This is a genomic window from Mycobacterium paraseoulense, assembly GCF_010731655.1.
Lineage (GTDB): Bacteria > Actinomycetota > Actinomycetes > Mycobacteriales > Mycobacteriaceae > Mycobacterium > Mycobacterium paraseoulense.
On the sequence record NZ_AP022619.1, the window covers coordinates 652,327 to 664,755 of the forward strand.

The 12,429-nt window shown below is 68.8% G+C and carries 12 protein-coding genes; 2 read left to right on the forward strand and 10 right to left on the reverse strand.

What is annotated here, in order from left to right; genetic code table 11:
- Nucleotide 1: 1 nt before the first annotated feature.
- The 5 genes from G6N51_RS02700 to G6N51_RS02720 all read right to left on the reverse strand — a co-directional run bounded on the left by G6N51_RS02700 (nucleotide 2) and on the right by G6N51_RS02720 (nucleotide 5,193).
- Nucleotides 2-874, reverse strand: coding sequence for an SDR family NAD(P)-dependent oxidoreductase (locus G6N51_RS02700; RefSeq protein ID WP_083171510.1), 873 nt, complete (start codon nucleotides 872-874; stop codon nucleotides 2-4).
- Nucleotides 871-1,350, reverse strand: a complete 480-nt coding sequence (locus G6N51_RS02705; protein ID WP_083171509.1) for a nuclear transport factor 2 family protein — start codon at nucleotides 1,348-1,350, stop codon at nucleotides 871-873. The genes G6N51_RS02700 and G6N51_RS02705 overlap by 4 nt, the downstream gene beginning before the upstream one ends.
- Nucleotides 1,351-1,419: 69 nt before the next feature.
- On the reverse strand, nucleotides 1,420-2,445 hold the full coding sequence (locus G6N51_RS02710; RefSeq protein WP_142274918.1) for an acyl-CoA dehydrogenase family protein: 1,026 nt from the start codon (nucleotides 2,443-2,445) through the stop codon (nucleotides 1,420-1,422).
- Entirely contained in the window at nucleotides 2,442-3,581 is a 1,140-nt protein-coding gene (locus G6N51_RS02715; protein ID WP_083171508.1) for an acyl-CoA dehydrogenase family protein, read from the reverse strand. Before G6N51_RS02715 ends, G6N51_RS02710 begins: the two co-directional genes overlap by 4 nt.
- Before the next feature lie 25 nt (nucleotides 3,582-3,606).
- On the reverse strand, nucleotides 3,607-5,193 hold the full coding sequence (locus G6N51_RS02720; RefSeq protein WP_083171507.1) for an acyl-CoA synthetase: 1,587 nt from the start codon (nucleotides 5,191-5,193) through the stop codon (nucleotides 3,607-3,609).
- A 102-nt stretch (nucleotides 5,194-5,295) separates the two neighbouring features.
- Here G6N51_RS02720 and G6N51_RS02725 point away from each other — a divergent pair, with 102 nt between their 5' ends.
- Complete coding sequence (locus G6N51_RS02725) at nucleotides 5,296-7,227, forward strand: flavin-containing monooxygenase (RefSeq protein WP_083171506.1); 1,932 nt, start codon at nucleotides 5,296-5,298, stop codon at nucleotides 7,225-7,227.
- Nucleotides 7,224-8,111 (forward strand): SDR family NAD(P)-dependent oxidoreductase, encoded by an 888-nt coding sequence (locus G6N51_RS02730; protein WP_083171505.1) that lies wholly within the window; start codon nucleotides 7,224-7,226, stop codon nucleotides 8,109-8,111. Before G6N51_RS02725 ends, G6N51_RS02730 begins: the two co-directional genes overlap by 4 nt.
- A gap of 10 nt (nucleotides 8,112-8,121) precedes the next feature.
- On the opposite strand, the gene G6N51_RS02735 is transcribed toward G6N51_RS02730, so the two are convergent.
- The 5 genes from G6N51_RS02735 to bphC form a co-directional block, all read right to left on the reverse strand.
- Entirely contained in the window at nucleotides 8,122-8,748 is a 627-nt protein-coding gene (locus G6N51_RS02735) for a Dabb family protein (protein WP_083171504.1), read from the reverse strand.
- Complete coding sequence (locus G6N51_RS02740) at nucleotides 8,741-9,088, reverse strand: hypothetical protein (protein WP_083171559.1); 348 nt, start codon at nucleotides 9,086-9,088, stop codon at nucleotides 8,741-8,743. Before G6N51_RS02740 ends, G6N51_RS02735 begins: the two co-directional genes overlap by 8 nt.
- A 10-nt stretch (nucleotides 9,089-9,098) precedes the next feature.
- Nucleotides 9,099-9,917, reverse strand: coding sequence for an IclR family transcriptional regulator (locus G6N51_RS02745; protein WP_083171503.1), 819 nt, complete (start codon nucleotides 9,915-9,917; stop codon nucleotides 9,099-9,101).
- Between the two features lie 133 nt (nucleotides 9,918-10,050).
- A complete protein-coding gene (locus G6N51_RS02750) occupies nucleotides 10,051-11,517 on the reverse strand; it encodes an FAD-dependent oxidoreductase (protein ID WP_083171502.1) in 1,467 nt (488 codons plus the stop codon).
- Nucleotides 11,514-12,422, reverse strand: a complete 909-nt coding sequence (gene bphC / locus G6N51_RS02755) for a biphenyl-2,3-diol 1,2-dioxygenase (protein ID WP_083171501.1) — start codon at nucleotides 12,420-12,422, stop codon at nucleotides 11,514-11,516. The genes G6N51_RS02750 and bphC overlap by 4 nt, the downstream gene beginning before the upstream one ends.
- Between the last annotated feature and the right edge of the window lie 7 nt (nucleotides 12,423-12,429).

The following is a 12,429-nucleotide window of genomic DNA, read 5'->3' on the forward strand; positions in this document are numbered from 1 at the left end:
GTCAGCGCTGGTTGGCACTGAACCGGCGTTCCGTGCGCAGTACCGGCCGTCGTTGCGTGGCAAGCACTTCGGCGCGCTCCGCCATCGCCGCCCCGACATATGCCGGATGTGTGAGCAGGTAGAAACGGCCCTCGGCGGCCTGTTGGAACAGTGTTTCGGCGGCCGCCAGCGGGTCCATCGCGTCCGCTTTGATGTCCAGCATGGTCTCGCGGTGCGTCTCAGCGGCGCCGATGTCAGCGCCCTCCGCGGCATCGACACCGCCGGCGGATTCGAAGATGTGGGACACGACCGGCCCCGGCAACACCGCCTGCACCTGTATGTGGTGGTCGTGTCCCGCCATTTGGACCTCGGCGCAGAGGCATTCGGTCATGGCGAGCACAGCGTGCTTGCTCACGATGTAGGGCGTCTGCAACGGCATCGTCACGACGGCGCCGACTGACGCGACGTTCCACACCCACGCCCGCTCGTCGGCGGCCATCATTTTCGGCAGAAATGCCCGCACGCCGTGGAAGACTCCGCTGATGTTGACGTCGACGACGCGCCGCCAGTTCGGCACCGGCGTGTCCCACAGATAGCCGAATTGTTCGATGCCCGCGTTGTTCACCAGCAGCCGCGCCGCGCCGAAATCCCGATAGACCCGGTCCGCGAGCCCCTGCACCGCATCGGGGTCACGGACGTCGCAGACGATGTCGACGGCCGTGCCGCCGGCCGCGCACAGTTCGTCGCGCAGCGCCGCGACGCCGTCGGCGTCGATGTCGGCGAGCACCACGGTCATGCCCAGCCGGTGGGCGTGCCGCGCCAAACCGGCACCGATCCCGGATCCAGCCCCGGTGATGACGGCGACGCCCCCGGCGAATGCGTCGCGGGCGGTCATGACGGGGCGGCGCTGCCGGCATGCAGGTCCGCCAGCAACACCGAGTTGGTCGCGTCGAGCACGACGTCCATCTCGGTGAATTGCAGCCCATTGTCGCCGCGCCGGACGGCGACGTCGACAACCCCGCTGGACACCGCGAACGGCACGAAATTGGCGATCTGGTTGACGAGGATGTAGAACCGCGCGCGGGTGACGTCACCGTCGGCGCCGGTGCGGTGGACGTTGGTGGCGTGGTGACGCAACGGGTACGGGCTCTGCTTGCGATGCTGGGACAACCACTGGATCACCGCGTCGCGGCCGTTGAGCTCGGGCGACATGAGTTCCTCGAAAGGACTTGCGCCCGAGTCGCTTCGAGTCACGTAGCGCACGTCATGGGCATATCTCGCCGCCAGCTCGGCGTAGTGGGCCTCGTCGTAGTGGTACCAGAACTCGCCGATGAACTCCTGCAGCTCCGACAGCGTGACGTCGTTGTTCATGGTTCGAATCAAACTCCACTGCGGTCGCGGCGGCACGGCGACCGCCCGATGAGTGGAACACCGTCCGCGTCACTCGGTGACGAGGCTCCACAGGCCCCCGGCGCTCGCGTGCATGGCGGTGTCGGCGACGACGTCGTCCCAGTAGCGCATCGAACCGAACTCCGATCGCCACGCGAGGGCGGCCCTGGTGAATTCATGCAGGCGGTGCTCGCGGGTGGTGCCGATGGCGCCGTGCACTTGGTGCGCGTTTCGCACCACCACCGATGTCGCGTGGCCCGCACACGAACGCGCCGCGGCCACAAGGAATTCCAGGTGCGGGCTCGACCACTTTCCCGTGACGCCGGCCGTCAACGCCGCCTCGGTTGCGGCCCGGGCGAGCGCGGCCTCGGCGGCAACGTCGGAGACCAGGTGCGCAACGCCCTGGAATTTCGACAACGGGCGCCCGAACTGGGTTCGTGAGGTCACGTGCTGGATGCAGAGTCGCAGTATTTCGTCCAGGGCGGCACACACCTGGATCGCCCGCACCAACCCCGACTTCAGCCGCAGCTGGGTGACCAGGTTCGGGCCGATGGCCGTTCCCGGCAAGCCGGGGAGCTCGGCGGACACGGTGTCGCGTGGTTCCCCGATCAGGTTGGTGCCGGGGGTGATGGTGAGCAGCTCGGCCGCGACGTCGGTGACGCGATATTGCCCGCCGGCGCGCCATACGACCACCACGCGTTCGGCCGTGCTCGCCCATGGCACGTGCGTCGCGACGCCGTGCCTGTCGACCAGGCACACCGTCCGGGGTGCGCGGTCGGCGGCCAACCCGCCGGCCTCCAGGAGCCAGCATGCCAAGACGTCGTGCTCCGCCAGGGGGATTCGTATACCGCTGCGCACCGCCGCCGACATGAGCTCGGCCGCCTCGTACCAGCCGGCCCCGCTGCCGCCGTGCTCGGCCGCGCCGGTGAGGCGCAGCAGACCGAGCTCGGCGACCTGGTGCCACAGGCCAGAGCCGCGCTCGACGACCGTTGCGCCCGCGAGCTTTTCGCGGTGACCGGCAAAGACGGCAGCCATCATGTCGGCCAGGGCTTGGTCGACGGAAGGCCAGGTGCTCACCGCAGCCCCAATCCGCGCGCGATGACCCCGCGAAGCACCTCGTTGGTGCCGCCGCGCAGCGTGAACCCCGGCCGCTGGTCCACGGCGGCACGCACCAACTCCGCGAAGATCCGATCGGGGGAGTCCTGCAGGTCGGCGAACTCTGCGATGTCGCCTTCGGTGGTGGTGCCGAGCACCTTGACCAGGGCGGCGGGGATGTCGGCCGCCTCGCGCCGTTCCAGCGAGCCGGCAACCGCCGTGGACATGTGGTGCAGACCGGTGACCCGCGCAACGAGCCTCCCCAGCTCCGCGCTGCGGGGAATGGCGTTCGCGGCCATCCGGTCGGCGCACGCCGCCAGCAGGACGAAGGTCGACAGGAATCGCTCGGGCCCGCTGCGTTCGAAGCTGAGTTCCGACGTCACCTGCCGCCAGCCGTCACCGATTGCGCCGAACACCATGTCGTCGGGGACGAACGCCTCGTCGAGGATCACCTCGTTGAAGTGGTGGGCGCCGTTCATGGAGACGATCGGGCGCACGTCGACGCCGGGCCCGCGCAGGTCGACGATGAACTGGCTCAGCCCGGCATGGCGGTGCTCCGGATCCAGCGGCGCCGTGCGGGCGAGCACGATGAACGCGTGCGCGAGGTGCGCGCCCGACGTCCAAACCTTGGTGCCGCTCAGCGACCAGCCCCCGTCGACGCGGAGCGCCCTGGTGCGCACGCTGGCCAGGTCGGAGCCGGAGTCCGGCTCGCTCATGCCGATGGCGAAGAAGCACTCGCCGCGCACGATCCGGGGCAGGAAAGCCAACTTCTGTGACTCCGTGCCGTATTTCAGCAGTGACGGCGCGATCTGCCGGTCGGCGATCCAGTGCGCGGCGACGGGGGCGCCGGCGGCGAGCAGCTCCTCGGTCACGGCGAACCGCTCCAGGAACGAACGCCCGTGGCCGCCGTATTCGGCGGGCACCGTCATACCCAACCAGCCGCGCGCCGCGAGCGCGGCGGTGAAGTTTTCGTCCCATCCCGTCAGCCAGGCGTCCACCGCCGGGGTGAACGCCCCGGCGGCCCGTTGGTCGTCGAGGAACTGGCGCACCTGGTCGCGAAGCCCCTGCGTCGACAACGGGTCGATCGAGGTTGGGGGCACCAACCGGGAGGACGCCATCACCGTATCTTCCACCCTGTGCGTTTCACCGATCCGCTGGTCCCGAGCCGAATCGCTCGCGCAGCGTGCGTTTGAGTAGCTTGCCGCTGGGGTTCTTCGGTAGGGACTCCACGAAGAAGATTCGCTTGGGTGTCTTGAAGCCGGCCAGGTGCGCGCGGCAGTGGGCGAGGATGTCGTCCTCGGCGAGGTTGACGCCGTCGCGCAGCACCACCGCCGCGACCACGGCCTCGACCCAGACCGGGTGGGCCAGGCCGAACACCGCGACTTCCTCGATGCCGGTGTGCCGGTAGATGACTTCTTCGACTTCCCGGCTGGCGACGTTTTCCCCGCCGGTCTTGATCATGTCCTTCTTGCGGTCCACGACGTGGAGGAGCCCGTTTTCGTCGTAGTAGCCGAGGTCGCCGGAGTGGAACCAGCCGCCCCGGAAGGCCTCGGCCGTCTTCTGCGGGTCGTCGAGGTAGCCGAGCATCAGATGGGGGCTGCGATGGGCGATTTCACCGATCGAGCCGGCAGCCACCGGCTGACCGTCTTCGCCCAGGATGGCCGTCTCCACGTTGGCGACCGGACGCCCCGCCGAACCTGCGTGCGCGTCCTGTTCGTCGGGTCCGAGCGCGGAGGCCAGCGGCGCCATTTCGGTCTGGCCGTAGAAGTTCCACAATCTCAGCCGCGGCAGCCGCTCCCGAATCTCGCTGAGGATCTCGACCGGCATCGCCGAGGCACCGTAGTACCCTTTGCGCAGGCTGGACAGGTCGACGGTGTCGAAGACGGGTGATCGCAGCAACGAGATCCAGACCGTCGGTGGGGCGAAATAGTTGGTGACGGCGTAGCGCTCGATCGTGCGCAGGACGAGTTCGGGATCCGGTCGCGGCAGGATGATGCTGGTGGCGCCGAGGTAGACGTCGGTGGCCAGGAAGTTGTCGAGTTGTGCGCAGTGGTAGAGCGGCAGGGAATGGATCTCGACATCGTCGGCCGACTTGTCGCCGGCCAGGATCGTGCTGACGTAGTTCCACATCAGGCTGCGGCTGGTGTGCATGGCACCCTTGGGCCGGGATTCGGTGCCGCTGGTGTACATCAGGCGCAGCAGTTGGTCGTCGTCGACGTGGGGGCGTGGGGCCGTCGATGTGGAACTCAGCCACTCGGCGAAGTCGGACCACCCAGCCGGAGCGGGCTGCCCGGGCGGCAGCAGCGCCGCCTTCGTCGTCACCGATCCGCCCAGGCGCATGGCTTGCTCAGCGGTGGGTGTCAAGCCCGCTTCGACGATGAATCCCCGTGCGCCACTGTGGCCGAGGATGTAGGCGACCTCCTCGGCGGTGAGCATGAAATTGACCGGGACGAGGACCACCCCCACCCGTGCGGTGGCGAATACCAGTGCGGCGTATTGCCAGCAGTTGTGCGACAAGAGCGCCAACCGATCGCCGGCGGTAAAACCGTTGTCGCCCAACGCCGCGGCCGCGCGGTCCACCAGGTTCTCGAACTCGGCGAAACTCAGCACGACGTCGCCGTCGACCATCGCGGACTTGTCCGGGTGCCGGCGCGCCGACCGGCGGGGGATATCGCCGAGCCCGTGGCCGCGTGCGCGCGCGACGGTGACGTCAAGGTCGCCCAACTGCATGCGGGCCACCGTAGGCGCCGGCACCCGACGGCCTGCGGCCGGCGTCCCGCTGAGTAGACAAGGGCCGCCCGATAGCGGTGGTCGGCGGCGATACTCGGCGTCATGAGCACTGGCGCACCCGCGAAAGCCGACCGCACCGGGCGAGCGGATGTCGATCCGGACGAACTGCGGGCCAATCTGCTTCGGGCCGACCCCGGCGTGCTCGTCGCGGTGCTGGCGCAGCTGACCGGTGACGCCAAGGTGGTCGACCGCTTCGCGCCCGAGATCACCCACGTGCCCGACCCGCCCGAGCAGGCGGGCACCACCGACCCGGAGACGAGGACGGCCATCGTCGAGGCGGTGGCCACCGCGCTGCGGGCGCCCCGGTCTCTGCACGCCGCCCGCGCCGACGACGCCGACCTCTTCGCGCGAATCGCGCCGGTCGCACTCGGCGGAACCATCGATCGTGAGTACATCCCGCTGCTGTTGGAACAGGGCGGATTCCAGCCGCCACAGCCGGTGCTGCCACGCACCGCGAAACTCCCCGACGACTTCCGGGTGGCGATCATCGGCGCCGGTATCGCGGGATTGACCGCCGCGTTGGAATTGGCCGATTCCGGCGTGGAATACCAGATCTTCGACCGGCACGACGAGGTCGGCGGCACCTGGTACACGACCACCTATCCCGGCATCGGTGTGGACACCCCCTCGGCGTACTACTCGCTGTCGCGTGACATCAACGGCGACTGGTCCAGCTATTACCCGATGGGGCCGGAGTATCAGTCCTATCTGGTGTCGGTGGCCGACAAGTACGAACTGCGGCGGCGCACCCGCTTCGGTACCGAAGTCGAAGCCCTTTGGTGGGACGACGAGCGTCAGCAGTGGCAGATCCACGCGCTGGGGCCCGACGGTGCCCGTGAGGTCAGCTACGCCAATGTGGTGATCCCGGCCGCCGGCTACCTCAATCGGCCACGCTGGCCACGACTGAAGGGAAGGGGGACTTTCGCGGGAGTCGAAGTCCATTCCGCGCAGTGGGATCCCGGTCTGGATCTGACCGGCAAGCGGGTTGCCGTCATCGGTGCGGGCTGCACCGCGGTGCAGATCGTCGACGCCTGCGTCGACCAGGTGTCGCACCTGACGGTGTTCCAGCGCCAGCCGCACTGGGTGGCGCCGCGGCGGCGGCTCACCGATGACGTGCCCGACCATCAGCGATGGCTGGGCACCCGGCTGCCTTTCTACGCCAACTGGATTCGGCTCAAATCCTATTGGGGAACCGCCGACAACAACTACCCGGTGATCTTGTACGACGCAGAATGGGCGGCCGGCCATCTGTCCATTTCGCCGGCCAACGACGCGCTGCTGCAGATGTGCCTGAAGTACATCGACGACGTCTTCGGCGCCGGCAGCGAACTGGCACACAAGGTCACGCCGGACTTCGCGCCCTACGGCAAGCGGATCATCCGCGATCCCGGCGGATACTATGCGGCGCTGGCCCGCGAGCACGTCGACGTCGAAGCCAGCGAGCCGGCCCGAGTCAACGAGGCGGGCATCGTGACGGCCGACGGCCGGCAGATCGACCTGGACGTCATCGTCTACGCGACCGGTTACCATCTGGATTTCCTGTCCACCGTGGACATTCGGGGGCGAGGCGGCAAGAAGCTGGCCGACGAGTGGGGCGACCGGCCGCGGGCTTACCGCGGTGGGACCGTCCCGGGGTTCCCCAACCTGTTCATCTCGTCGGCGCCCAATTACAGCCCGGGACACGGCGCGGGCCACAATTTCGGCGTCGAGGTGATGGTGCACTACGTCATGGAATGCCTCCAGCTCATGGCACTGCGCGCGGCGTCGACGATCGAAGTGAAGCAGCGCGCCTGTGACGACTACGTCGCCGACATCGACGCGACGATGCAGGGCACGGTGTGGTGCCACACCCCGTCCGCCCACACCTACTACCGTTCGGGCGGCGGACGGATCGTGACGGCCTTCCCGTACCGGCTGCTCGACGTATGGCGTGATCACCGTGCACCGGTTGAGGGCGATTTCGAGTTGCAATGAGCGAGTTGCTCTCCGGGAGAACGGCTTTGGTCACCGGCAGTAGCCGCGGGATCGGCCGGGCGATCGCCCGGCGCTTGGCTGCGGCAGGCGCCACGGTGGCAGTCACGGCCCGTTCGCACGCCGCGTCGTCGTCGGTCCGCGGTCCAGCGGCCACCACGCTCCCCGGCACCGTCGGCGAGACGGTCGAGTTGATCGAGGCGGCGGGCGGGAAGGCGTTCGCCGTCGCGGCCGATCTCGAGGATGCCGGCCAGCGCGACGGGCTGATCGACGCGGTGCTCGACCGCGCGGGCCGCATCGACATCCTGGTCAACAACGCGGGTTTCGCGGACTACGCCCTGGTGGAGGACATGAGCCTGGAGACGTTCGACCGCACGGTGGAGCACTACCTGCGTACCCCGTTCGTCTTGACGAAAGCTACTGTGCCGCAGATGCGCAAGCAGGGCGCAGGCTGGATCGTCAACATCGGCTCGGTGACCGGCGTCGCCCCGGTGCGACCGTATCGCGACTACAACAAGACCTCCGGCGACGTGATCTACGCGTCATGCAAGGCCGCGCTGCATCGCTTCACCCAGGGCGTCGCCGCCGAATTGCTCGATGCCAACATCGCGGTGAACTGTGTCGGCCCATCGACGGCCGTTCGCACGCCCGGTGCGGCCCAGCTCATTCCGAACGGGTTCCCGACCGAGCCGGTGGAATACCTGGCCGAGACAGTGCTGGCGATGTGCCACCTGCCCGCCGCCGAGCGCACCGGCCTGGTCGCGTTCAGCCTGCACTTTCCGTGGTCGCAGCAACTGCCCGTGCACAGCCTGGATGGAACCGCGGTGCTGCCGCCGCTGCCGCCACCGCCGACGGCCAACCCGAACATCCGGGCCGCGGGGCTCTAGCTCGCGTCCGTCAGCCGAGCACCGGGTCGTGGGAGTCGCAGAAGCTGTGGCAGACTCGGTCGTGGATGATGACGTCGGGACACTCCGGGTCGAACCAGCGGTCCACGACGGCCCAGTGGATCGGATGCATCAAATAGGGTCCCATCAGCCCGTCGACGTCGGCGAACTCTTGCTCGAACACATGGGTCCAGCCGCAGGTTCCGACGGCCTCGGACACCCGGCTCAGTTGCCATGCGCGGATGGACGACACATAGCGCGCCATCGACGACAGTTCGTGCTCGAAGCGGGCGACGGTGGCCGGCGCGGCCTGGGGTGCAACGCGAAGCAACAGCGTCCGGTACACCGTGCCCCTCGGCTCGCCGGATCCGACGGGCCGGCCCGAGTAGTTCGCGCCGTTGACGCGGGTAACCGCCGAGTCGGCCATCAAGGCATCGAAGAGCGGTGCCGCACAGTCCCATTGGGCAGGCGCGCCGAACCGCAGGTGCACCAGGACGTCACCGCCGTTGCGCGCGCCGGGGAGCGTCGGCGCCACCACCCACCGCAGAGCGCGGCTGTCGGCCGCGGCGGCACGCATCTCGTCGAGCAGTCGGTCGCGGTCGTCCTCGACGATGTCGAGCAACCTGGTGACGCTATACATCGCAGAGATCGTCGACGTCATCGGCGCTCGCCGCGAAGGAGCGCGACCGCTCCTGCACGAACTCGCCGATCCGCGACCACCATTCGCCCAGGGCCGGGTCCGGCCTGCCCTTCCACGTCATCTCCCACCACGCCCGCACGTCGGGCAGCGTCCAGGTGATCGTCACGGTGTTGGTGTCGTCATCGAACCAGATCGGCGGGCTGACCAGAACGTCGCGCAACGTCATCCCGCGCTCTCGCGCGCCAGGGGCGTATTCGGCGAGGTAGGCGTCGACGAACCGCCGAGCGCAGCCGGGCCGGGTCACCACCCGGTCGATCACGAAGACCTTGCCGCCCGCCATGTGCACGCGTTCACGCGTACTGAAGGGCGGGCCGCGGCGCCGGTCCTGCGGGACGCAGCGGGCGCAGCGGCTGCAAGGTCGGCGCGACACGTTGCGGGCCGTCCTCGACGTTGCGCCAGATGCCCATCGCGGTCATCCGCACGGGCGAGGTCAACCGCTGGTCGAACATCATGCGGTTCATCGGACCGCACACCGACACCGCGGCCACCGCCTCACCCGGCCCGCCGATCGGCGCCGCCACGCAACCGAAGCCGAGGAGCGACTCCTCGCGCTCGAAGGCGACGCCGTGCGCGCGCACCTTGGCCAGCTCGACGGCCAACTGGGTGCCGCCGGAGATCGAGTATCTCGTCTTCCGTACCCGCAGATCGATGTCGGCATCCTCATCGCGATAGGCGAGGATCGCCTTGCCGACCGCGGTGCAGTGGGCGGGCTGGCGACCGCCCACCCGGGTGGGGATTCTCTGGTCGCCGATCTTGTCCAGGTACACCACGTCCGGGCCCTCGAGGACGGCCAGGTGCACGACAAGGCCGGTGGCGCGGTGCAATTCGCCCAGCAACGGGCCGGCCGCCCGCACCAGCCGGTCCTGATGCACGGCGAGCGATCCGAGTTCGACGAGGCGCATGCCCAACTCGTAATCGCGGCCGCTGCGGCGCAACCAGCGCAGCTGCACCAGGCGTTCGAGCATCCGATGCGCCGACGAGCGCGGCAGGCCGGTACGCCTGACGATCTGCGCCAAGGTGAGTCGCCCCGGACCCTCGAAGGCGTCGAGAACCAGCGATATGCGGTCGATGACGGCCGTGGGGGTGGCGGATTCAGCGATACCTGACATCGATTCTCCAAATGTGCCTGACCGATATATTCCTAATAGGAATATTCCTAGCACACCGGTGTGGCGGTTGTCACGCGTAACGAACCCGGGATCGGCGGCTGTGTGGTTGCGGCGGAGAAGGATGCGGCCGGGCTCAGCCCTTGGCCGCGGATCGGCCCGCGCGCCGGCCGTAGAAGCTGCCGTCGCCGAGCGAGATACCGCTGGCGTAGCCCCACGCGGCCAGTCCGGCGGTGCAGCGCCCGGCGGCGAAGAGGCCGGGAATGGGTTCACCACTGACGTGGAGCACCTCGGCGTCCAGCGTGGTGGCCAGGCCGCCCAAGGTGAAACCGCCCGTGTTTTCCCGCAAGTCGATCGCGCCGACCGGGGAACCGATGGGCTTCAACCACTCCGGTTTCTTGTGCAGCAGCGGGTCCTCGCCGCGGGCGGCGCCCTCGTTGTAGGCGGCGACGGTCGCCTGCAGGGATCCCGGCGCCAGGCCCATGTCGCGTTCCAGGTCGGCGACGCTGTCGGCCACCCAGGTCGCCGGGCGCAGCATGAATTTCGGGGACCACGACGCCATCGCCTCCTGCTGGGCGTCGTCGTCGATGATCAGGAACGCGATGTTGTCCTGCTGGTAGAGCGTGAGCTGGCCGATGCGGCCCGGATAGGTGTCCTCGGCGACATAGCGCTGGCCGCGGCCGTTGACCAGGATGCCGCGCACCAATTGTTGGGGGTCGATGAAGATCGCGACCTCGGTGGCGTCCATGTGCGCCAAATCGGCGCCCAACGCCTGGGCCATCCGGATCGCCTGCCCGTCGTGCTGTTCGATGGAGGCGGCCGGGCGGCCCGCGATCCGCGGGGCGTAACGGGCCACCATCGCGTCGTTGTAGGCGAAGCTGCCGGTTGCGAGCACCACGCCCTTGCGGGCCCGGACGGCAATGTCGTTGCCGTACCGGCGCGCCCGGATCCCGACCACCCTGCCGTCGGCTGCGACGATGAGGCCTTGCACCCGCACGTCGTAGAGCGCGCGTGCGCCGGCGGCGGTGGCGGTCTCGACGAGCGGCTTCATCAGCATGTAGCCCGCGCTGGCTTCGCCCTGCTTCTTGTTCGACATCTGCGGGACGTGCCCGCGCGGGGCGGGGGAGGCGATCGTGTTGAAGGGGTAGGCGTTTTCGCCGCCGCTGTACATCAGGCCCTGGTCGCCCATCGGTTCCCAGCCGGGTTCGGAGAAGAACTCCGCCTTGAACGGCACGCCGCAGCCGACCAGCCAGTCGAAGTGGGCCACGCTACCGGCGCAGTAGTCGGCGATCCGGTCCGCGTCGGCGCCGGGTCCCATCGCGACGTTCAGGAACGCCGCCATGTTGTCCACGGAATCGTCGAAGCCGCAGGCCTTTTGCAGGGGCGTCCCGCCGCCGAGGTAAATGAACCCGCCGGCCATTGCCGCCGCACCGCCCCAGGACCCGGTGCGTTCGGTCACCAGCACGTCGGCGCCGGAGCGCGCAGCCTCCACCGCCGCGGCGGCGCCGGCCACCCCGTAGCCGGCGATGACCACGTCGGCCTCGTCATCCCACGACGTGATCGACGCGGCCGGGACCGGCGTGACGTCGGTGTCCGGCGTCATAGCCGCATGGCCGCGGGCATTTCGCCGATCCACTGGTGGCCCCAGTAGCTGTCGGCGGTGATCTCCTCTGCGGTGTAATAGGTTTCGTCGACGCGCATGCCGTCGGTGCCGAACTCGATGTCCCAGTCCCCGGGAGCGCGGACGTAGAACGACACCATCTTGTCGTTGGTGTGCCGGCCCAGCGTGGAGGACAGCTGAAAACCCTCGGCGTTCACCCGGTCCAGCGCCTGGCCGACGGCGTCGAGGCTGTCGACCTCCACCATGATGTGCACCAGGCGCGGGTCGCGCTGGTGTGCGGCCGGCACGATCGCCAGGCTGTGGTGGCGTTGGTTGATGCCCAGGAACCGGACCCGCACGGGCCCAAACTCTTTGGGCAAGGGCACCCGGAACGCGCCGCGCGAGCGGAACCCCAGCACCTCGGTGTAGAAGTCGAACAGCCCGTTCGGGTCCGTCGCCGGCACCACCACGTGGCCCATGCCCTGGTCGCCGGTGACGAATTTCGCGCCGAACGGGGTGACGACGGGGCTGTGGTCGAGCACCGCACCGTGGAAGACCTCGAGCGTGGTGCCGGCCGGGTCCTCGAAGGTGATCACCTCTTCGACGCGGCGGGCCTCGGCCTCGTCGGTGGACAGCTGCTTGAACGGGGTTCCGGCGGCGTCCAGGGTCGCCTTGACCCGTTGCAGCGCCGGGCGGTCGCGCACCTCCCAGCCGACCGTCAGCACCCGGTCGGTATCACCGGGCACCACGATGAGCCGGGCCGCGCGCTCGTCCATCCGCAGGTACAGCGCGCCCGGGTCAGGACCCTTACCCTCGGCGAAACCCAGGACGCCGAAGGCGAATTGCCGCCAGCGGTCGATGTCGTTCGTCGAAATGGTGATGTAGCCCAAGCTTTTCAGGTCGGTCAACGTGCTC